Source organism: Woeseia sp. D3-10 (assembly GCF_055809415.1).
On record NZ_JBVVTW010000007.1, the window covers coordinates 3,535,163 to 3,556,648 of the forward strand.

The following is a 21,486-nucleotide window of genomic DNA, read 5'->3' on the forward strand; positions in this document are numbered from 1 at the left end:
TTCTAGACGAACGCGTATGAAATTGATTGTTGCCAGCATGTTGCAAGTGTTGGCCGGTGCGTAACGTTGTCCTCACTGATTTTCCACTTAGAGGGCAGCACAATGAACAACGGACTGCAGCACAAAGAAACCACTGACGGCGTCACACTGGTGCTCGGCGGCACCGGCAAGACCGGCAAACGCATTGTTGAGCGTTTGCTCGCCCTCGGTATTGAGACTCGAGTTGCCTCGCGCTCAGCCAGCCTGCCGTTTGACTGGACTGTTCGCAGCACCTGGGGCCCGGTACTGGAGGGCGTATCTGCTGTCTACATAAACTACACGCCAGATCTCGCGATTCCGGGTGCCACTGATGATATTCGCGCTTTCGTTGACATGGCCGTGGAGAATGGTGTTCAACGCCTGGTTTTGCTGTCGGGCCGTGGCGAGCCGGAAGCACAAGCCTGCGAGCGTATCGTGCAGGAGGCGGGCGTCGAATGGACCGTTGTTCGCTCAAGCTGGTTTAGCCAAAACTTTTCCGAAGGCGAGTTTCTTGGAATGGTTCTGGATGGTGCGATTACGCTACCGGCCGGCGATACGCCGGAGCCGTTTATCGACGTCGACGACATCGCCGATGTGGTCGTTGCTGCATTAACTGAAGAGGGTCATGCGTTCGAGGTGTACGAAGTAACCGGGCCGCGACTGCTGACATTCACCGAGGTCGCTCGTGAACTCTCGCAAGCCGCTGGCCGTGATATTCAATACGCACCTGTCCCGAAAGACGCGTTTGTCGACGCTATCGAAGCATCTGGCGCGCCGGATAACATCGTCTGGCTGCTCGATTATTTGTTTGGCACTGTCCTTGACGGACGGAATGCTTACGTCGCTGACGGCGTGCAACGCGCGCTCGGCAGGGAGCCGACAGACTTCGCGACCTACGCACGGCGTGTGGCTGACTCGGGAGTATGGAGGATCGCGGCCTAACAGGGCACGAGCGGGGCAGCCTGATTGGAACAAGTCTTAAAGATGCAATGGCGTTGCGCGTTCTGATCAGGTTGTAAGCTTGGCTATAAAGCGACGTTCTATGTGTTACCCAAACGATGCTTTATCACTCAGGCCGACAGGCCCCGCCAAACTGCTCGACCAGGTCATCGCAGGAAGCCCTCGCGTACCCGCAGCGCGCTTCACCGTTTAGCAGGTGGCAGTAGTTTTGTCGTCCGGGTCGCGGCGATTTCGGCGTATGGCAATGGTAGTCGCCGGTTTTGCGATTGGTGTGGCAGCCGTCTGAGTTTGTGCCGCCAGGGTGAGCGGCAGTCGAGCCAAACTGCGCGACGCATAGAGCTATTGAGAGCAGTACGGACGGTAGGCGCTTCGGCACGGTGGTACCCCTTAGGCTAAGTCAATACGCAGAGTAAAGAGAATGGCTACAAAGTCTGGGCTGAATTCGAGAATACGGTTGGGTGTTAGTCGGCATCGTCGCGTTGCAACGTAATTCTGGAGCGCTCCCATTCGTTGAAGTATTCCGGCGTGGTTAGTATCAATAAATCCGTACGTAGCTCGAAGTCCCATGGCGCTGAGATGTTGCGGTCATCAATGTCGCCGTCTCGCCAAAGCCTGTCGTCCGAGTGCTCTGGTCGGTCCGGTGGCCGCCACCTGCCTTCGTATACAGGTTGCCAGTTAGCCCCGGAAGCCACTACGACGCCCCAGGGTTTCAGGTCGATCCGGGGTGACGAAATATTGAACTGGTAGTGCCCGATCTCCCTTTCAATAACCCGCCATCGTCCGGCAAATCGCTGCATGGTCTGGCATTGATCTTCTCGACGCCAACTCCAGAACAAGTTCTGTCTGACTTTGAATCCTTCGAAGTGGCCGTTTCCCTCGTGGTAATCGAAGGAAGCCTGTTCGTGCAGCGGGACGAACGCGTACAGGGATGCGGCAATCGCCAACGTATTCACAACGACCATCACTTGGGTGCCTTTAGACCGCCTCCAATCATCAAACCCGATGAGGACACTCCACGCCAGCAGCAAGAAGAACACGAGTACAAAGCTCGCGTACAAGGGCCAGTTGCCATTCGCGGCCGTATACCAGTACTGATCGTTCTGCACGCAACGAGCCGTTGTTGCGCCAAATATTCCGGTTATGCGAAGCAAAACGACGAGAGTAAACGTCACCGCAAAGCAAATCAGTGGCGCAATGGCTGAAACGGTCGGGTGGCCATCGTCAGATTGGCGTCCGGATTTCAGAGACCGACAGATTCTCGTCATGGTCTGATTGTAGGCAATCTTCGTGCATGGGGTATTTGATTTCGCTTGCTGTATGCGACGATGATTGAGGGTCAGGCATCTAGACTGAATGTAAGTTGGCTATCTGCAAATCAAGCATCGGGCAATGTTTGCCTCGAAGTCTTGGCAATCGAGGGCGCCATGTCCAAGCTCATCGTTGGTTTCTTACTCGGGGTCATCGTAGCCAGTGCTGGTTTCCTGATGTTTGGCGAGCATCGCAACGAATCGTCGTTGCCGGGGCCTGATGCTGGTATGGCTTCGGCACCGTCAGCATCGGTGCCTGCCGCGGAAGTGGCTGATCAGGGGTCCCCGACTGAAGTACTCGAAGAGGCAAGCGGTCAACAAACATCTCGTTCATCAACGCCTGAAACGACCGCCCCGGTCGAAGCGCTGTTACCAACACAGCAAGGAAATTCACTGGGGAGTTCGGTTGATGCGGCCGTTGCGAAAGCATCGCGAGATTCCGCAGGCGTTTACTCACCCGAGATAGCGGAGGTGATGGGCAGAAACGTGCCGGACGATCTGCATTCCCGATTCGAAACAGAAGACCGCGAGGAGTCGTGGGCAAGTTACATGGAAGGACAGTTCGCTGCCTACTTCGCTGACAGGCCTGTCCTAGCGCAGTTCAACATTCCATTGATTCATTGCCGCACCTCCATCTGCGAGGTGCACGCAATTGGTTATGGTCCCGATGCCTACGTAATCTGGACAGGTGCAACGGCAGGTATTCAATATGAACCGTGGCACGATTTTCGACGGCTGTCGGTATCGACCAAGGATGTGGAGCCGGACGTGCTGGGGATTGTGTTAATACTTGCAAGAGCAGTTGAATAGCTTTGTTCGGGAGTAGTCGCGAGTTGGATAACTACATTCTTCGACGCGGCGCGGGCACGCAATGTGCCGTTGCGGCTAAACTTCGGAGCCAGGTGCCTCAGACAATGCCAATAACTTAACGCCGCAGAAGCGGCGATAGGTGATTGAGGTATTTGGTACTCCCTACCGGATTCGAACCGGTGTTACCGCCGTGAGAGGGCGGCGTCCTGAACCACTAGACGAAGGGAGCATGGTGTTGTTTTTGACTGCCCCGGCTGGCGGGGGCTGCTATTATACGGCCGCGTCCTCATTCCTCAAGCGGAATCTCTATTGAATATCGGCCGTTCGAAAAAACCAAAAAAACCTACAATCATCCCTCGGCCCAAGCACACGGTCTCCCGTTCGGAGATCTCCGACAGCGCGCTTAAGGTATTGTATCGATTGCATAAATCGGGCTATCAGGCTTTCCTGGTTGGCGGCGGTGTGCGTGACGCGATACTGGGCCTGCACCCCAAAGACTTCGATATTGCGACCGATGCTCACCCGGATGAGGTGAAGGCCTTGTTCAGCAATTGCCGTTTGATTGGCCGGCGGTTTCGGCTGGCACACGTGCGATTTGGTCGTGAGGTCATTGAAGTGGCTACCTTCCGGGCGGCTAGCGATGAGGAGGATGATCCGGATTCCACGCTCGATAACGAAGGCCGCATTCTCCGCGACAATGTCTATGGCACGGTTGACGAGGACGTGTGGCGTCGCGATTTCACCTGCAATGCCCTCTACTACAACATTGCCGATTTCAGTATCTGGGATTACGTCGGTGGTGTGAAAGACCTCAGTAAGCGCCGTCTCGTCTTAATCGGCGATGCTGAAACACGTCTGCGCGAAGACCCGGTTCGGATGCTGCGTGCCGTGCGTTTTGCCGGCAAGCTGGACTTTACAATTCACCGCTCTGTGCAGAAGGCCATGCGGAAGTCGGTCGAGTTGCTGCGCAATGTACCGCCAGCGCGATTGTTCGATGAATTCCTGAAAATGTTCCAAAGTGGTCATGCGCTCAAGACGTTTCACTTGCTCCGCGAACACAATCTGTTTCGCCAGTTGTTCCCGGAGACTGACGAGTATCTCGATTCGGACGAGTCGTTCGTCCGGTTCGTTGAGGCCGCGTTGATCAACACCGATCGCCGTATCGCCGAAGAGAAATCCGTCACTCCGATGTTCCTCATAGGCGTGTTCCTGTGGGCCCCGGTACGTGAGCGCGCCAAACAGCTGCGCGAGGAAGAGGGCATGACCGTTGCCCAGTCACTGGCCGCTGCGGGCTGGGATATCACCGGTTTGCAGCAATCACGCATTTCCATACCGAAACGTTTTACAGCGCCGATGCGTGAGATGCTGTCGCTGCAGCCGCGCTATGAAATTATCAACGGTAAACGTGCGATGAGATTGCTGGAGCACCGGCGTTTTCGCGCGGCTTATGACTTCTTTGTTCTGCGTGCCGAAGTGGGCGAAGTCGATCAGGAGCTGGCCGATTTCTGGACCGATATTCAGACCCAGCCATCGGAAGCTCGCGACAAGCAGTTTGCGGTTGCCAACGATGCCGGACCTGCGCGCAAGAAGCGCCGCCGCCGTCCGCGTAAGCGCCGCGCGGCCAATCCCGAATCGTCATGAGCGACATTCGGCCACACTGGTGGCCGGCCTATATCGGGATCGGCAGCAATCTGGCTGAGCCCTTGCAGCAAGTTGAGCAGGCAATCTCGGCTTTGGCCGATCTGGAGCAATCACGCCTGGTCTTGCGTTCGTCGCTGTACCGCTCCGCGCCTCTGGGTCCGCAGGATCAGCCGGATTTCGTCAATGCGGTCGTTGCTGTCCTCACGGGTCTCGCGCCTCAGGACTTGCTGGCGGCCCTGCAGGTCATTGAAAACGCACAGGGCCGTACTCGTAACGGCGAGCGCTGGGGCCCGCGTACGCTCGATCTGGACCTGCTGGTTTACGGCAATGAGACCGTGGCCACGCCCACCCTGACGGTGCCACATCCGCGCATTGGGGAACGAAATTTTGTATTGTTGCCACTCAGTGAGATTGCTCCCCATCTGCCAATTCCTGGATTGCCCAGCGTTCCTCAACTGGTGCAGCAGGTTTCGCGGTCAGAGCAATTGATCGAACGAATAACACGCTGACGCAGCCAGTGCGCGGCACGCAACAGGAAAGTCCACCACGTGCTTACGAGTCTCAAGCAAAAACAACAAGGACCGCGCTATATCGTAGTCGAAGGACCGATAGGCGTGGGCAAGACCAGTCTGGCCCGGAGACTTGCGGAAAGTTTTAACGGCGAACTGGTGCTTGAGCCGCGCGAAGAGAATCCGTTCCTCGAGCGCTTTTACAAGTCCGGTCGCAGTGCGGCATTGCCGGCACAATTGTTTTTCCTGTTCCAGCGTGCGCGCCAGATGGAAGCGTTGCGACAAGCGGATATGTTCGCGCCTGTACGGATCGCGGATTTTCACATAGACAAAGACCGCCTGTTCGCCGAGTGCAATCTCGACAACGAGGAAATGGCGCTGTACGAACAGATATGCGCCAAGCTCGATGTGGACGCGCCAGTTCCTGATCTGGTGATTTACCTGCAAGCGCCGGTGGACGCTCTGCTGCGGCGGATAGCCGGGCGGGGCATACCGTACGAGCGCACTATTGATCGCGGCTACCTGGAAAAGCTAACCGACGCCTACGCCCGTCATTTCCATAATTTTGACGAAGCGCCGTTGCTGATCGTCAATGCCGCGGCCATCGACCCCGTGAGCAATGAGGCCGATTACCAGCAATTATTTGAACAAATACAGCGTACAACGAGCGGCCGGCATTTCTTCAACCCGGCTGCGGCTGTGGCGCTGGCCTGAATTGGTCGCGCCGTCAGGTGTGAAATCTTTTATGATCCGTTGCCCGGCGTAACCTGCGGAGACAGGAATGTACACACAATTAGAACAACGTGGCATGGCCGAGCCGCCCGTCAACGTTTCAACGTTGCACAAGATGAAAGAGGCCGGCGAAGCCATCGCCTGCCTGACCGCTTACGATGCCAGCTACGCCATGCTGGTCGATAACGCAGGCACCGACCTGGTGCTTGTCGGTGATTCGCTGGGTATGGTTATTCAGGGGCACGACACAACGGTGCCGGTCACTGTCGGCGACATCATCTACCACACGCGAAATGTGGCGCGTGGATTGCGCCGGGCTTTTCTGGTTGCGGACATGCCGTTCATGAGTTATCGCAACCCAGATCAAGCGCTGGAGAATTCCGTGGCGTTGATGCAGGAAGGTGGTGCGATGATGATCAAGCTGGAAGGCGGCGACAGTCAGATTGAAATCGTCAAGCACCTCGCTCGTCACGATATTCCGGTATGCGCGCATCTCGGTTTAAAGCCGCAATCGGTGCACAAGATTGGTGGTTTCAAAGTGCAGGGCAGGGAGCCTGAAAAGGCCCAGCACATGATTGACAGCGCGCAGCGTTTGCAGGATGCCGGCGCGGATATCGTCTTGCTGGAATGCGTGCCGAACGAACTGGGCAAAGCGGTGACCGAAGCGCTGGACGTACCGGTCATCGGTATAGGTGCGGGTCCCGAAGTGGACGGTCAGATACTGGTGCTTTACGACATACTCGATATCACAACGGGACGCACGCCGCGTTTCGTCAAGAACTATATGGCTGGTCATGATTCACCTGGCGCAGCACTGGATGCTTATGTGCAAGCCGTTAAGAATCGTGACTACCCTGCACCGGAACATTGCTTCTCCTGAGCGCCGGCATTTTCTTTCAGTAAAGGACAGACACACTTGCAAGTAGTAAGCGGGCGGAACGAGCTTCGGGAAATTCTCGACGAATGGCGGCATGCGGGCGAGCATGTTGCGCTGGTGCCCACCATGGGAAATTTGCACGAAGGGCACCTCAGTCTGATGACACTGGCGCGCGAACACGCTGAACGTGTCGTCGTGACGATCTTCGTTAATCCAACTCAGTTTGCTGAAGGCGAAGACTTTTCTACCTATCCCCGAACCCTCGAGCGGGACAAGCGGCACCTCAAACGCGTCAAAGCCGACCTGTTGTTCATACCCGATGTCGAAACCATTTATCCGTTTGGTACTGATGGTGCAACGTCGGTAACCGTGCCGGTCCTGACAGAAGAGTTTTGCGGTGTTGCACGTCCCGGGCATTTCGACGGGGTTACGTCCGTGGTCAGTCGGTTGTTCAGCATCATTCGACCGGATGTGGCGATTTTTGGCGAGAAAGACTACCAACAGCAACTCGTTATTCGGCGCATGGTCGAAGACATGCATTTGTCCATCAAAGTTGTAAGCGGACCTACTCTTCGTGAAGACGACGGACTTGCGCTCAGCTCGCGCAATCAATACCTGAATGACGAGCAGCGTACGATTGCCCCAGCGTTATACGCAACGCTGCGTGAGATTGGTGATGCGTTGCAGGCGGGTAACGACGATCACGGCGGGCTTGAAACCAGCGGCATGGAGCGACTGAGCGCCAGCGGCTTTGATGTCGAGTACGTGAGTATCCGGAGAGCGGAAAATCTGGCGGCTCCGGACAGAGAGACCGATCGTTTAGTGATACTTGCCGCGGCGCAGCTCGGCAAGGCGCGGCTCATCGACAATATCGTCGTCGAGATCTAGTTCTATTCCAGTTATTGGTTCGGCATCGGGTGTGACGCAAGCATACTGCCGGTGTCTGCTCTCTCCGCAGACTTGAAACGATGCCGACGTCAGGCCAATACCTGATTCCGACCGGCACGCTTGGCGCGATACAGCGCCGCATCAGCTGCATACATCAGCGTTTCCAGCGTTCCATCCTCTTTCAGTTCGGCCACGCCCATCGAAATGGCGATCGGTATTCTGATCATGGAGTCGATGTTCTCTTCGTAATCGCCGTTGATCGCGATTCGAACCCGATTGGCGGTTGTCAGCGCTTCAGCTTCGGCGACGCCCGGTAACAAGACAGCAAATTCATCGCCACCAAATCGCACCAGTTTGTCGCGGGACCGAAACTGATCTCGCAACACGCGTGCTACCGCGGTCAATGCACGGTCGCCTGCAACGTGACCAAACTGATCATTGAATGTTTTGAAGTTGTCGACGTCAACCATGATCATCGAGACGGGTTCGTCCATCTTGCGGCAACGTGCTATCTCGGTAGGGAATTCATCAATCATGGCATGCCGGTTGCCGAGGCCGGTCAAAGCATCGGTGTTGGCATTGCGTTCGTACTTAAGCAGGTCGCCAAAGCTTTCTGCGATGAAATGGTTATGGCTGCGAATACGCTCGGAGAGCATCAGCAACAGGTTCTTGGAAAAAGCGTGTGAGGCATTCACCATTTCCCACAGTACCGTCTTGTGGATCACCAGTACGTGCGTGGGTTCTGCAGCCATCACGTAAGCGGACGGGTCTTTGCCTTCAATAATGGACATTTCACCGGCGCAGGAGCCTACGTCCATTCGGGCAAGTACCGGTGCGTTGGGTGAGCCAACCCGTACGTCGAGCAATCCGGACAACACTACGAACACGTATTCATTGCGGCTTCCGGGCGAAAGCAACAATTCGCCGGTTCCCACATCGCGTCGTTCGCACTGCTGCAGAAGACCTTGAATTTTGTCCGGCGAGACGCCGTGAAATAAGTCGAGCCCGGCGAGTAACGAGCGTTGGTAATCCGAATTAATAGGCGGCACCTTTTCGACCCAGTCGCAGTTGCAACCTTGTCATAACGTTAATGCTGACTCTGTGGCTTGATGCCAGACCAGAGGCCTCGGAATGCAAGGCGAGGCACGGCTTTTTACTGGATTCACGGTTTGATGACAATGGTCATCACGCGCATTTCCGGTGAGCATCAAAAAGCGTCGGCAATTTACGCGTGAAAGGTAACAACGGATACGATTTTTTGTCTTATGACGAGTCCTGCGCCGCCAACTGTGCGCGCATGGCTGCGAAGGTGGCCTTGTCGGCGTCACTCGGTTCTGGGTATTCGAGACCAATACTGGTAAGTGACTTGACGATGGTTTCGGCGACGACCGCGCGCATATAGGGCTTGTCGTCCGCCGGAATGGAATACCACGGTGCCCACGGTCGGGACGTTGCATTGAGCGCGTCTTCGTAGGCCGTCATGTACTGCGGCCAGAACGCGCGCTCTTTTATGTCGCCTGCAGAAAACTTCCATTGCTTGTCCGGATTGTCGAGTCGTCGCAAAAACCGTTGGCGCTGTTCGTCCAACGACACGTTCAGCCAAAACTTCAGAATGACAGTGCCATTCCGTGCAAGGTGTTTCTCCTGCTCGCGTATGGATTCATAACGTTCTTCCCAGAAGGCTGGTTCGTCCGCAGCGCCGGGCAATTTCTGGTATTGCAGGTACTCCGGGTGAACGCGCACGACGAGCACTTCTTCGTACTGACTGCGATTAAAAATACCAATGCGGCCGCGCTCGGGCAGGCGCGTGCTCGTGCGCCAGAGAAAATCATGATCAAGTTCGAGGCTTGATGGTTTCTTGAAACTGAACACCTGGCAACCGGCTGGATTGATGCCCTGCATGACGGCGCGAATCGTGCTGTCTTTACCGGCGGCATCCATGGCCTGAAAAACCAGAAGCACCGAATGGTTATCGCCGGCCATGAGTACCTGCTGCAATTTGTCGAGCTGCTCAGTGGCAGCTTTCAGGCGTTTCTTTACACGCTTGCGTTGCTCTTTTTCCGGCGCTGTTCGAGTTTCAGCAACTTTGAAACTGCCATCGAAGGGCACCAGGTGCTGGTATTCCGTTGCCTTGAACATTTGTGTCTCCCTGTGATTACCGCGCTGTCCTGTTAAGCAAGATTACTCGAAAGACGTTGCTAATTGCGCTTCGTAGCGTGACGCCAAATCACAATGTCCGTGCCGATATGTAGCCGCGACCAGATGTCTAGAGTGCGTTGTGTTGGTGCAAGGCCCAGCCTACGTGGTCGCGTACCAAGGCGGACTCGTGATCGCGTCGACTTTGCAGTGCCTCAATCACCGTAGCGCTTGATTCAGCATTGCCAAGTCCTACCGCCAAATTACGTAACCATTGTTCGAAACCGATCCGGCGTATGGCGCTGCCTTCAGTATTGTTCAGCCATGTTGGCTCGTCCCAGCGGAACAGCGCGGCCATGTCGGCGTCATCCAGGTTGTGGCGCGGCGCAAAATCGCCCTCGGCCGTTGGCTTTGCGAATTTATTCCAGGGGCAAAACAACTGGCAGTCATCGCAGCCGTAAACACGGTTGCCGATTGGTTTGCGCAGGACCTCCGGAATGCTGCCTTTCATTTCTATCGTCAAATAGGAAATGCAACGGCGGGCATCCAGTTTGTACGGCGCTACGATGGCAGCTGTCGGGCATACGTCTATGCAGGCGCTGCAACTTCCGCAATGCGATGTCTCCGCAACGTCCTCAGCCAATGGCAGGTCCGTGTACAGTTCGCCGAGGAAAAACCATGAACCGGCATCGCGATTGATAACGTTCGTGTGCTTGCCGATCCAGCCCAGCCCGGCTTTTTCGGCGAGCGGTTTCTCAAGTACGGGCGCGCTGTCCACGAACACGCGATAGCCGAAGTCGCCAATGTCGTTTTCAATAAGAAGGGCAAGTTTCTGCAATCGCTTGCGCATAAGCTTGTGATAGTCCCTGCCGAGCGCGTAGCGGGACACATACGCTTTGTGGGAATGATCGAGCAAGTCTTTCGCGCGTTGCTGATCGTCGGGGAAATAGTCCATGCGCACCGAAATCACCCGCAGCGTGCCCGGCACCAGCATTTCAGGGCGGCTACGCTTGAGGCCGTGCCGCTCCATGTAGCCCATCTCACCGTGATACTGCTTTGCCAGCCACGCCTGCAGCTTTTCCTCCGCATCGCTCAGATCGACATTGCTGATGCCGGTTTGCTGGAATCCCAGACCAGCACTCCACTCCTGAATGCGGGTCTTTAGCGCGACAAGGTCTTTTTTCGTGATGATTGAGGTCAATGCCGGTGTTTATACAGTTACGGTTCAGAGCGAGTCAGTATAATCGCCGCCATCATGAATAACCTGATCAACACTCCCGAACAAGGCATCTTTAGCATCGCTGATGTTCGTGCTGTCGATTCCGCGGCAATTGCCGGCGGCATTTCCGGCATTGAATTGATGACGCGCGCCGCGCAATTCGCGGCGGGAATTGCACTGAGCGAATACCCTAAGGCGCGTTGCTGGCAAGTGCTGTGCGGCGCGGGCAACAACGCCGGCGATGGCTACCTGCTGGCAAAACTCGCCAGCGAACAGGGCATTGATGTCTCGGTTCGCTACGTCGTGAGCCCGGATACATTGCGGGGTGATGCGCGTACTGCCTGGCAAGCAGCGGTCGGGCAAGCGGTGCCGATTGCAGAATTCGATGGTTCGTTGTTCGCTGGCGCCGGATTGTTGATCGATGCGCTGCTTGGCAGCGGTCTGGAGCGCAAAGTCAGCGGCCGGTTTGCCGAGGTGGTCAGGGCGATCAACAAGCACGATGCACCGTGTTTGGCGCTCGATATCCCGACTGGCCTGAATGGCGACAGTGGTGATGTTATGGGCGTGGCGGTGGACGCGACAACAACCGTTTCATTTGTTGGGCGCAAAACAGGACTCTATTTGGGTGGCGGTCCGGATCTTTGCGGCGATGTGCGGTTTTCGCCGCTCGGTATCACGCACAAGTATTACCCGCAGCCGCGATTGAGGCTTGCCAACAGTCACGCAATTCGTGCGGCATTGCCGCCACGAAAGCGGCAGTCGAACAAAGGCGACTACGGTCACGTGTTGATCGTCGGTGGCGGCAAAGGCATGCCCGGTGCGGCAAGACTGGCTGGAGAGGCAGCATTGCGCTCGGGTGCGGGGCGGGTGAGTGTCGCGACGCATGCGGGTAACAGCGCCGCCATCGTTTCGCAGCGACCGGAGCTGATGTGTCACGAAGTATCGGCGCCCGATCTGGCGCCGCTGCTGGATGCGGCAACAGTAGTTGCTGTGGGGCCGGGGCTGGGCACCAATGCCTGGGCACAAGGTGTCATGGCGGCAGCCTGCGCTAGCACCAAACCACAAGTCCTGGACGCCGACGCGCTCAACCTGTTGGCGTTGTCCGCAGATCGCAACGAGCAACGCGTCCTGACGCCGCACCCTGGCGAAGCTGCGCGCTTACTCAATGGCACCGCCGCCGAAATACAGGCAGACCGGATTGCTGCTTTGCAGGCATTGCAAGAGCGTTACGCCGGAACCGTCATACTCAAAGGTTGTGGTTCGCTAATATCTTCAACCGACGGCGTGCCCTGGTTGTGTCCGGCCGGTAATCCCGGCATGGCGACGGCCGGTATGGGGGATGTTCTTACTGGTATTGTCGCGGGCATCATCGCGCAGGGCGCCACACCGGACGCGGCGGCGGTCGTTGCGACGGTTGTGCACGCACTGGCCGGCGACAGTGCCGCTGTCCGTGGGCAACGCGGCCTATTGGCCAGCGATCTTTTGCACGAGTTACGACCATGGCTCAATCCTTAGTACGCACGATCCAACTCGACGATGAAGCAGCCAGCATAGCGCTGGGGACATCATTGGCGGGTCACTTGCCTGCCGATCTGACTGGCTGGCTTATTCTGTTGCAGGGTGATTTGGGTGCAGGCAAGTCAACAGTTGCTCGTGCATTGCTGCGCGGTCTTGGTCAGACAGGACCTGTGCCGAGTCCTACGTACACATTGATCGAACCATACGAATTGCCGGCAGGCCGGGTGTACCACGTTGACCTGTATCGAATCGCAGGAGCCGAGGAGCTGGAGTTTCTTGGCTGGGAAGAACTTGACGACGGCTTGCGGCTGGTTGAGTGGCCTGAGCGCGTGCCCTCACTGTTCAAACTGGCGGACGTTTGCCTGCAGTTGGACTACACGGACGCGGGCCGCCGGGCCCATCTTCGTGCTGCCAGCGACCGCGGTGCCGAGTGGCTGGCAACCCTGCCGTTCTAGTTTTTGCCTCTGCCAGCGTCCCGCAGAGTATTAAGTATCAGCCCTATCTCTATAATATTGAAAGAAAAAATCTTGGCTTTTCTGCTCAGATTTGTATACTGGCCGAACGCTGTACATCCGCACGGGACGCGAATAACAACAATGCACGGGGTTCGATCAATATTTGCCGCTGGTTTCGCCGCACTACTGCTCGTAGTTGCAGGCACAGCCGCTGCCGCGACCACGGTCGAGGACATTCGCGTGTGGACGGAGAACGGCCGCACTCGCGTAGTGCTCGATTTGAGCGGCCCTGCACAGCACAACATCTTTACTTTGCGCGGCCCTGATCGTCTTGTTGTCGATCTGAAAAACAGTCGGCTGTCGAAAAAATTATCCGGCACGTTGCCAACCAGTGGTGCCATACGCTCGATACGCAGTGCCGTGCGTTCGAACGGTCAGCTGCGCGTTGTACTCGATCTGAACGAGACGGTGCGCTCGCGCAGTTTTGCTGCTGGACCGAACGGCAAGTACGGTGATCGTCTCGTAATAGATTTGCAGGGGCGCGGACCGTTACAGGCGGTGAAGCAAGCCGCGGACCGCTACCAGAGCGGTCGCGATATTGTCATTGCTATCGATCCGGGTCACGGCGGTCACGATCCGGGTGCTGTCGGACGTGGAAAAACGCGTGAAAAGAACGTCGTACTGTCAGTGAGCAAATTGCTGGCTGAACGCATCAACGCTCAGCCAGGTATGAAAGCAATTCTCACACGCAACTCAGATGTGTACGTCGAACATCGCGAGCGTATGGAAACTGCGCGACGTGCGAGAGCTGACCTGTTTATTTCGGTACACGCCGATGCGGTTGATGATCCGCGACCCCAGGGTTCATCGGTCTACGTTCTTTCGCTGAAAGGCGCGAGCGACGAGGCGGCGAAACGCCTTGCCGAGCGTGAGAATGCGTCGGCGCTGGTGGGCGGTGTTCACTTGTCAGACAAGGATCAGGTGCTCGCGTCGGTCCTGCTGGACCTTTCGCAAAACGCGGCCTTGAGTGCCAGTCTGGAGGTGGGGGACAAAGTCATCAGCGAGCTCGCGAACCTGGGACCGGTTCACAGGCGTACTGTTCAACAAGCCGGATTCCTGGTGTTGAAGTCCCCTGATGTGCCGTCGATTCTGGTAGAAACCGCCTATATTTCAAATCCCACTGAGGAAAAGAAACTGCGCAGTGAAAGTCACCAGCGCCGGCTTGCGGATGCCATTCTTGCCGGCATCAGCAACTACTTCCACGCGAATCCGCCACCGGATACGCGTTTGGCCATGAATCTGAAAGGAACGTCCGGCGCCGCCCGGCAGCACGTGATTGTTCGTGGGGATACCTTGTCCGAGATCGCGGAGCGTTACAACGTGAGTCTGGGAACCTTGCGATCCGTGAATAATTTGTCCAGCAACAGCTTGAAGGTTGGGCAGAAATTACGCATTCCCGCCACTGCGGGTAGCTGATACCACACAGATTGGGTCCGTGCAGTTCATGCAACGGACCGCCCAAGTCGCTACCCAAGAGCGGCTGCATTTGAAAGAATGCGCGTTCTCTTCGTCACGCGCCGATCCCAATGCCCATCCGACAGCTTCCAGGCCACCTTATAAATCAGATTGCAGCGGGCGAGGTCGTCGAACGTCCGGCATCGGTTGCGAAGGAGTTGGTTGAGAACAGTCTCGATGCCGGTGCGCAATCCATCGTCATCGATATCATGGCGGGCGGGTCAAAATTGTTGCGCGTGCGTGACGACGGTTGCGGTATTCCGCAAGATGAACTGGCACTGGCACTGTCGCGACACGCGACCAGCAAGATCACCAGTCTTGAAGACCTCGAAGCGGTTGCCTCACTCGGCTTTCGCGGCGAAGCATTGCCCAGTATCGGTTCGGTTGCACGGCTGACTCTGACCTCGCGAACGGCGGCGGCAGAGACAGCGTGGAGCGTTTGTGCGGATAACGGCAAATTATCCGAACCGAAACCCGCGGCACATCCGCAGGGCACCACGATTGAAGTGGAAGACCTGTTCTACAACACCCCGGCACGTCGCAAGTTTTTGCGAACTGAACGAACAGAGTTCGCCCACATTGATAAATGGATTCGCCGGCTTGCGCTGGCGCGGCCGGACGTCGCGTTTACAGTTTCGCACAATCGCAGAACTGTTCTGAGTTTGCCTGCAGCACGCAACGAAGATGACGAACTGCAGCGCATTGGCAAAATTGTCGGCGAGAGTTTCGCGTCGCAAGCGGTCTTTCTCAGTCGTGAAGCAGAAGGCATAGCGATTCGTGGCTGGCTGGGTTTACCGACATTCAACCGCAGCCAGCCGGACTTGCAGCACTGGTTTATCAACGGCCGCAGCATTGGCGACAAAACCTTGAGTCATGCCGCGCGGCACGCGTATCGCGACGTGCTGTTTCATGGACGTTACCCCGCTTACGTCCTGTACTTGAGTATGGACCCCGCCAGTATCGACGCGAACGCCCATCCGGCGAAACACGAGGTGCGATTTCGCGATGGTCGGCGCGTGCACGGTATCGTCTCGCAGTCGCTGGAACAGGTGCTGGCAGGTACGCGGCCGGGCGGTCATGAACAAAGTCCGGCGAGAGTGTCGGCGCCAGCAGTATCCGGTTTTCAGCAACAACAGATGCGACTGTCGTCAACGCACGGCAGTCAGGCCGTTGCTGAAGCGCTGAGTGCCTACCGGCAAATGTCGGTGCCGGGCCCGGTCGATTCGAACGAACAGTCCGTCGGTCCACACCATGCGTCACCGCAATCACGCGAAGACGACACTCCGCCCATGGGTTACGCGCTGGCGCAGCTGGCGGGCATTTACATTCTCGCTGAAAACAAGAACGGGTTGATCGTCGTCGATATGCACGCCGCGCATGAACGCATACTGTATGAAAAGCTGAAAAAGGATTTTGATCAGCGTTCGCTGGTGCGCCAGCCATTGCTGGTACCGACTACCGTGGCCGTGTCGGAACGAGAAGCCACCCTGGCAGAGGACCACGCGGACGTGTTTGCCCGCTTGGGGCTCGTCGTCGACCGCGCCGGTCCACAAAGCCTTGTCATTCGTGAAATGCCTGCATTGCTGCGGCAAGCCGATGCTGAAACGCTGGTTCGGGATGTGATTTCAGACATTGCGGATGCTGGCAGCAGCAACCGTGCGGCTGACATCGGCGACGAAATTCTTGCGACGATGGCCTGTCACCATTCGGTACGAGCGAATCGTGCATTGACGATCGCAGAGATGAACGCCTTGTTGCGGGAAATGGAGATCACGGATCGCGCGGATCAATGCAACCACGGCCGGCCAACCTGGACTGCCATGAGCCTGGCCGAACTCGACCGGCTCTTCCTGCGCGGCCAGTAGGGTTTGAACAATCCACCGGTAATTTGCCTGATGGGGCCGACCGCATCGGGAAAAACCAGCGTCGCTATGCGGCTCGCGGCGGAGTTACCCGTTGAGGTCGTCAGTGTGGATTCCGCGCTGGTTTATCGCGGCATGGACATCGGCACTGCCAAGCCAGATGCCGGCATGCTCGCTGAAGTGCCGCATCGGTTGATCGATATTTGCGAACCGGAGGAAACGTACTCAGCCGGTGCGTTCGTGCGGGATGCGGTCGCTGCCATCGACGGTATTCACGCGGCGGGTCGCATACCGCTGCTGGTCGGCGGCACCATGATGTACTTTCGCGCGCTGACCAAAGGTATCGCAGCGTTGCCGGCCGCCGACCCGGCGATACGCGCAGCGCTCGATGCAGAAGCCCGGCGAGACGGCTGGCCGGCCTTACACCAACAGCTGGCATCGATCGATTCGGCGGCAGCCGCACGTATTGCCGACACTGACAGTCAGCGGATCCAGCGCGCACTGGAGGTTTTTCGCATAAGTGGCAAGCCGCTCACTGAATTGCAACGCGAAACGTCGCCCCCTGCGCGATACAACTTCATTCGTGTCGTGCTGATGCCTCCACAGCGCGCGATACTGCACCAGCGCATTGCCGAGCGATTGGACCAGATGATGGACGGCGGATTCCTGGATGAGGTCCGGCGTTTGCGGCAGCGACCGGCATTAACGGCTGATAGCACGTCCATGCGATCTGTTGGCTATCGCCAGCTGTGGGCGCATCTGGACGGCGAAACGGACTTTCGGACCGCCGCCGAGCGCGCCTTGTTCGCAACGCGGCAACTCGCCAAGCGCCAAATAACGTGGCTGCGTACGGAACCCGTGATAAATTGTTTCGATCCGCTTGAAGCTGGCGCTATCGATACCATATTGTCGGTCTTGCGCGAGAAATTGGGCGAATAATCGCGATAACCCAATTCGGGGCTATGATAGAATTTTCCAACGCTATGGGCATGTTGTTGCTCTGCGCCGCCGGTGGATGCACCAAGCGACGAGTACAACAATAGACTGATAAAAAATAATAAGGAGACCCGACATGGCCAAAGGGCAGTCGCTGCAGGATCCGTTTCTGAACATATTGCGCAAGGAAAAGGTCCCGGTGTCCATTTACCTTGTCAACGGCATCAAACTTCAAGGCCAGGTAGATTCATTTGATCAGTTCGTCGTTTTGCTCAAGAACAGTGTCAACCAGATGGTTTATAAGCATGCGATTTCGACCATCGTTCCGTCACGCAATGTACGTCTGCCGTTACCGGACGACGAGAGCGGAGAATCTGACGACTAGTTCTTACTTGGGCGAGTTGTTCCAGAGGGCCGCACATGTTTGAACGGCCCAAGAGCGGCGAACGAGCCGTATTACTGCACGCGTCGACCGACGGTGCACCGGATGCAGCCGAAAGAGAAGAATTTGCCGAACTGGCACGCTCAGCAGGAGCGTTGCTGGTTGGTGACCTTATCAGTGCGCGCCGGGTCCCTGATTCCCGCACGTTCGTTGGCAAAGGCAAAGTGGCGGAGCTCGCAAAGCTGATCGAGGATCAGCAAGCCGAGCTGGTGATCTGCGGAGCGCCGTTGTCCCCCAGCCAGGAGCGAAACCTGGAGCGGGCACTGAAGTGCCGGGTACTCGATCGTGGCGGTTTGATTCTGGATATTTTTGCGCAGCGGGCACGGAGTTTCGAGGGTAAGTTGCAGGTTGAGCTGGCTCAGTTGCGGCATCTCTCAACCCGGCTGGTACGTGGCTGGACTCACCTTGAACGGCAAAAAGGCGGTATTGGACTGCGCGGTCCGGGTGAAACGCAGCTGGAAACGGATAGGCGCTTGCTGGCGCAACGAATTCGGGTATTGAATCTGCGCCTTGAGCAGGTGGATGGTCGGCGCGCCATGAACCGCCAGAATCGCGTTAACGCGGAAATTCCGACGGTGGCACTGGTGGGTTATACCAATGCAGGCAAGTCAACTCTGTTCAATGCGCTGACCGATGCCGGTGTCTATGTGCGCGATCAGCTTTTCGCAACACTCGATCCAACCATGCGGCGTATCGAGCTGGACAGCAGTAGTGCGGCTATCATCGCCGATACGGTCGGCTTTGTGCGCGATTTGCCGCACGAGCTGGTTGCAGCGTTCCGCTCGACATTGCAGGAGGCCAGGGAAGCCGACCTGATACTGCACCTGATCGACGCCAGTGATCCGCAGCGTTGGCAGCGTATTCGGCAAGTTAACGCCGTATTGAAACAGCTGGGTGCCGATGAGGTTCCGCAGATTCGGGTGTACAACAAGATCGACAAGCTGGATCGCCGCCCGCGGGTAAACGCGAACCGCAATGGGCTGGGCCGGGCCGTCTGGCTGTCAGCCCGCTCGGGAGAGGGCATCCCAATGCTGCGCGAAGCCATCGCAGAGCGACTGCGCCGTGAGAGGGTACGCGGTATGATGCGCCTTCGTCCCGGTCAGGGGCGGCAACGTGCCCGCCTGTTTGAGTTAGGTGCTGTCGTTGCGGAAACGGCGTTGGACGACGGTGGCTGGGCGCTGGAACTGAATTTGGGTGAGCGGGATTTGCAGCGCTTTCTGAAGCGTGAGAGTCTCCCCGCGTCACAATTTGAGGCCGGTGCGGCAACGCCCCTGCCAAACGCAATAACATAGAGATAAGCGAAGGATATGGCCTGGAACGATTCTGGAAACGGTAAGGATCCCTGGAAACGGGATAACGACGAGGCAGCCGATCTCGATAAAATTGTGCAGAACTGGCAGCGTCGACTGTCCAGCTTGCTGGGCGGTAAAGGTGGCAAGGGTGGTAGCGCCAGTGGCGCCGGTTCTTCCGGTGGTGGCTGGTTCCTGGCGGTCCTGTTACTCATCGCCTGGTCACTGACGGGCCTGTATCGGGTCGACGAAGCCGAGCGCGGTGTCGTGCAACGCTTTGGTGCCTACGAGGCGACCACCATGCCTGGCTTGCACTGGCATTGGCCGTACCCGATCGAAACGGTTGACGTCGTCAATACCAACGCGGTTGCCAACTATGCATTTCGTACCGAAATTCTCACGGCGGACGAACAGTACGTGTTTGTCCAGATGGTCGTGCAGTACCGGCGTGCTGACCCGTACAAATTCAGTTTCGAAGTGGTTGATCCCGAATCCACGTTGAAAGACGTCACAGAAAGCGCCCTTCGCGAAGTCGTTGGCACGAGCACTCTGGAGGTGCTGGTCACCGAGCGACGTGACGAGATTGCGCCACGAACTCAGGAGATACTGCAAGCCACTCTGGATTCCTACAACGCCGGTATCAGTGTCACCTCCATCAGCCTTGAGAAACTCGACTACCCGCAGGCCGTGCAGGAAGCCGTGGATGACACGCAGAAAGCGCGTAACGACTCCGACCGCACCATCCTGGAAGCCGAAACTTACGCGGGCGACATTATTCCGCGTGCCCGTGGTCGGGCATCTCGCATGTTGCAGGATGCTGAAGCGTATCGCGACCGTCTGATTGCCGATGCTGAGGGTGACGCGGCACGCTTCCTGGCGTTGCTTGAAGAGTATTCGAAGGCGCCCGAAGTGACTCGGGAGCGTCTGTACCTTGAAGCGATCGAAGACGTGTACAGCCGTTCGAGCAAAGTCATCATCGATACCGACGGCAATGGCAGTCTGCTTTACCTGCCTATCGATAAACTTATTCAAGCCAGCGGCGAACGCAGTACGTTAGGCCGCGCCGACTCAGGCCGCACCAGCATGAGTCAGTCTCCATCTGAATCCTCGATACCGGACTCAGATGGATTGACAGACCGTGACAGGAGGACCCGTCAATGAGTGATTCACGTTTCGCGGCAATCGTAATTGCCGGTTTATGCCTGGTGGTATTGGGCTTGTCAGCGTTCACGGTCAATGAACGTGAGTTGGCGATCAAGCTGCAGGTAGGCGAGGTCGTCCAGTCGGACTACGAACCTGGTTTGCACTGGAAGATCCCTATTTTCCAGTCGGTGCGCAAATTTCCGAAGCGCATCATGACCATTGAAGACGAACGACCGGAACGTATCTTCACGGCTGAACGTCTCGCATTGCAGGTCGACTTCTTCGTCAAGTGGCGCATTGTTGATTCGGTGCAGTACTACACGTCGACGGGTGGTGTACAGCAAGTGGCGGATGGCCGATTGTCCGAGATCATCAAGAACGCGATCGTTACTGAGTTCGGGCAACGCTCTGTCAGTGAAGCCATTTCAGTAGAACGTGCAGAGTTGATGCGCGACATGTTGGAAACAGCCAAGTCTGCTTCACAGGGACTGGGTGTTGAACTGATTGACGTACGTGTCAAGCAGGTGGAGTTCCCGGACGATGTACGCAATTCTGTTTACCGACAAATGCGTGAAGAGCGTGCTCGCGTTGCTGCCGAACGTCGTGCGCAAGGTGGCAAGATCGCTGAGCAATTGCGTTCGACCGCCGATCGTGAACGGACGATAATTCTGGCCGAGGCGTATCGGGACAGTCAGAAGCTACGGGGTGAGGGCGACGCGCGAGCGGCTGAGATTTATGCAGATGCCTACAATCGGGACCCTGAATTCTACGCGTTCTACCGCAGTATCGATGCCTATCGAAACTCAATCGGACAGTCGGGTGACTTGCTCGTGCTGGATCCGAAGAACGACTTCTTCCGATACTTGAATAACAAGAATGGCACTCGTTAACGAGTGACGTTCGTTGCCTGCACACGGCATCCGAAATGACTGCGGGCGATCAGGGTCTGGCCCTGATCGCCCGTTTGATCGGGTGGAGCGTGCGGCGCTAATCACGATACTGTGCTGAACGAACACGAATACGATCATGTGGAATGACATATTTACAGCGTTCGCTTTGTATCTGATTCTTGAAGGCATGATTCCATTTATTAGTCCCGGAAATTTTCGCAAAGCTGTTGCACGTATCGCCGTATTGGGCGACAACAATTTGCGAATGTCCGGTCTTGTAGCAATGGCAGCGGGTTTGTTGCTGTTGTATATCGTTCGATCCTGAATCAGGAGTTCGTT

Annotated in this window: 22 protein-coding genes and 1 tRNA gene; 17 read left to right on the forward strand and 6 right to left on the reverse strand. The window is 56.8% G+C overall.

Going from position 1 to position 21,486, the window contains the following annotated elements:
- The first annotated feature begins 102 nt into the window (after positions 1-102).
- A complete protein-coding gene (locus AC0L8N_RS16115) occupies positions 103-960 on the forward strand; it encodes an NmrA family NAD(P)-binding protein (protein ID WP_473669013.1) in 858 nt (285 codons plus the stop codon).
- A 124-nt stretch (positions 961-1,084) separates the two neighbouring features.
- Here AC0L8N_RS16115 and AC0L8N_RS16120 read toward each other — a convergent pair whose 3' ends face one another.
- On the reverse strand, positions 1,085-1,354 hold the full coding sequence (locus AC0L8N_RS16120) for a YHYH domain-containing protein (protein WP_473669015.1): 270 nt from the start codon (positions 1,352-1,354) through the stop codon (positions 1,085-1,087).
- 85 nt (positions 1,355-1,439) lie between these two features.
- The gene (locus AC0L8N_RS16125) at positions 1,440-2,243 is read right to left on the reverse strand and encodes a hypothetical protein (RefSeq protein ID WP_473669017.1); all 804 of its coding nucleotides are present in this window, start codon (positions 2,241-2,243) and stop codon (positions 1,440-1,442) included.
- Positions 2,244-2,402: 159 nt separating this feature from the next.
- On the opposite strand from AC0L8N_RS16125, the gene AC0L8N_RS16130 reads away from it, so the two are divergent.
- Positions 2,403-3,095: a hypothetical protein gene (locus tag AC0L8N_RS16130; protein ID WP_473669019.1), complete on the forward strand. Its 693-nt coding sequence runs from the start codon at positions 2,403-2,405 to the stop codon at positions 3,093-3,095.
- A 153-nt stretch (positions 3,096-3,248) separates the two neighbouring features.
- Here AC0L8N_RS16130 and AC0L8N_RS16135 read toward each other — a convergent pair.
- Positions 3,249-3,324 (reverse strand) — tRNA-Glu (locus AC0L8N_RS16135).
- Between the two features lie 80 nt (positions 3,325-3,404).
- Here AC0L8N_RS16135 and pcnB point away from each other — a divergent pair.
- The 5 genes from pcnB to panC all read left to right on the forward strand — a co-directional run bounded on the left by pcnB (position 3,405) and on the right by panC (position 7,742).
- Entirely contained in the window at positions 3,405-4,736 is a 1,332-nt protein-coding gene (pcnB, locus tag AC0L8N_RS16140; RefSeq protein WP_473669021.1) for a polynucleotide adenylyltransferase PcnB, read from the forward strand.
- Positions 4,733-5,245 (forward strand): 2-amino-4-hydroxy-6-hydroxymethyldihydropteridine diphosphokinase, encoded by a 513-nt coding sequence (gene folK, locus AC0L8N_RS16145; protein ID WP_473669023.1) that lies wholly within the window; start codon positions 4,733-4,735, stop codon positions 5,243-5,245. The genes pcnB and folK overlap by 4 nt, the downstream gene beginning before the upstream one ends.
- 39 nt (positions 5,246-5,284) lie before the next feature.
- Positions 5,285-5,959, forward strand: a complete 675-nt coding sequence (locus tag AC0L8N_RS16150; RefSeq protein ID WP_473669025.1) for a deoxynucleoside kinase — start codon at positions 5,285-5,287, stop codon at positions 5,957-5,959.
- Positions 5,960-6,026: 67 nt separating this feature from the next.
- Positions 6,027-6,857 carry a 3-methyl-2-oxobutanoate hydroxymethyltransferase gene (panB, locus tag AC0L8N_RS16155; protein ID WP_473669027.1) on the forward strand — a complete coding sequence of 277 codons (831 nt, stop codon included), beginning with the start codon at positions 6,027-6,029 and terminating at the stop codon, positions 6,855-6,857.
- Between the two features lie 36 nt (positions 6,858-6,893).
- On the forward strand, positions 6,894-7,742 hold the full coding sequence (panC, locus tag AC0L8N_RS16160) for a pantoate--beta-alanine ligase (protein WP_473669029.1): 849 nt from the start codon (positions 6,894-6,896) through the stop codon (positions 7,740-7,742).
- Positions 7,743-7,831: 89 nt separating this feature from the next.
- Here panC and AC0L8N_RS16165 read toward each other — a convergent pair whose 3' ends face one another.
- The 3 genes from AC0L8N_RS16165 to queG form a co-directional block, all read right to left on the reverse strand.
- Complete coding sequence (locus AC0L8N_RS16165) at positions 7,832-8,791, reverse strand: GGDEF domain-containing protein (RefSeq protein ID WP_473669031.1); 960 nt, start codon at positions 8,789-8,791, stop codon at positions 7,832-7,834.
- A 214-nt stretch (positions 8,792-9,005) separates the two neighbouring features.
- The gene (locus tag AC0L8N_RS16170; protein WP_473669033.1) at positions 9,006-9,881 is read right to left on the reverse strand and encodes a PPK2 family polyphosphate kinase; all 876 of its coding nucleotides are present in this window, start codon (positions 9,879-9,881) and stop codon (positions 9,006-9,008) included.
- A 127-nt stretch (positions 9,882-10,008) separates the two neighbouring features.
- The gene (queG, locus tag AC0L8N_RS16175; RefSeq protein WP_473669035.1) at positions 10,009-11,079 is read right to left on the reverse strand and encodes a tRNA epoxyqueuosine(34) reductase QueG; all 1,071 of its coding nucleotides are present in this window, start codon (positions 11,077-11,079) and stop codon (positions 10,009-10,011) included.
- Between the two features lie 54 nt (positions 11,080-11,133).
- Here queG and AC0L8N_RS16180 point away from each other — a divergent pair, with 54 nt between their 5' ends.
- The 10 genes from AC0L8N_RS16180 to AC0L8N_RS16225 all read left to right on the forward strand — a co-directional run bounded on the left by AC0L8N_RS16180 (position 11,134) and on the right by AC0L8N_RS16225 (position 21,472).
- Positions 11,134-12,612, forward strand: coding sequence for an NAD(P)H-hydrate dehydratase (locus tag AC0L8N_RS16180; protein ID WP_473669037.1), 1,479 nt, complete (start codon positions 11,134-11,136; stop codon positions 12,610-12,612).
- Positions 12,597-13,070, forward strand: coding sequence for a tRNA (adenosine(37)-N6)-threonylcarbamoyltransferase complex ATPase subunit type 1 TsaE (gene tsaE / locus AC0L8N_RS16185; protein ID WP_473669039.1), 474 nt, complete (start codon positions 12,597-12,599; stop codon positions 13,068-13,070). Before AC0L8N_RS16180 ends, tsaE begins: the two co-directional genes overlap by 16 nt.
- A 141-nt stretch (positions 13,071-13,211) precedes the next feature.
- The gene (locus AC0L8N_RS16190; RefSeq protein ID WP_473669041.1) at positions 13,212-14,546 is read left to right on the forward strand and encodes an N-acetylmuramoyl-L-alanine amidase; all 1,335 of its coding nucleotides are present in this window, start codon (positions 13,212-13,214) and stop codon (positions 14,544-14,546) included.
- 110 nt (positions 14,547-14,656) lie between these two features.
- A complete protein-coding gene (gene mutL, locus AC0L8N_RS16195; protein ID WP_473669043.1) occupies positions 14,657-16,450 on the forward strand; it encodes a DNA mismatch repair endonuclease MutL in 1,794 nt (597 codons plus the stop codon).
- A 30-nt stretch (positions 16,451-16,480) separates the two neighbouring features.
- A complete protein-coding gene (miaA, locus tag AC0L8N_RS16200; RefSeq protein ID WP_473670199.1) occupies positions 16,481-17,386 on the forward strand; it encodes a tRNA (adenosine(37)-N6)-dimethylallyltransferase MiaA in 906 nt (301 codons plus the stop codon).
- Between the two features lie 133 nt (positions 17,387-17,519).
- Positions 17,520-17,768 (forward strand): RNA chaperone Hfq, encoded by a 249-nt coding sequence (hfq, locus tag AC0L8N_RS16205; RefSeq protein WP_473669045.1) that lies wholly within the window; start codon positions 17,520-17,522, stop codon positions 17,766-17,768.
- A 35-nt stretch (positions 17,769-17,803) separates the two neighbouring features.
- The gene (gene hflX / locus AC0L8N_RS16210) at positions 17,804-19,117 is read left to right on the forward strand and encodes a ribosome rescue GTPase HflX (protein WP_473669047.1); all 1,314 of its coding nucleotides are present in this window, start codon (positions 17,804-17,806) and stop codon (positions 19,115-19,117) included.
- Positions 19,118-19,132: 15 nt separating this feature from the next.
- Positions 19,133-20,275 carry an FtsH protease activity modulator HflK gene (gene hflK, locus AC0L8N_RS16215; RefSeq protein ID WP_473669049.1) on the forward strand — a complete coding sequence of 381 codons (1,143 nt, stop codon included), beginning with the start codon at positions 19,133-19,135 and terminating at the stop codon, positions 20,273-20,275.
- Entirely contained in the window at positions 20,272-21,147 is an 876-nt protein-coding gene (gene hflC / locus AC0L8N_RS16220; protein WP_473669051.1) for a protease modulator HflC, read from the forward strand. Before hflK ends, hflC begins: the two co-directional genes overlap by 4 nt.
- Positions 21,148-21,283: 136 nt before the next feature.
- Entirely contained in the window at positions 21,284-21,472 is a 189-nt protein-coding gene (locus AC0L8N_RS16225) for a DUF2065 domain-containing protein (protein WP_473669053.1), read from the forward strand.
- Positions 21,473-21,486: the final 14 nt, after the last annotated feature.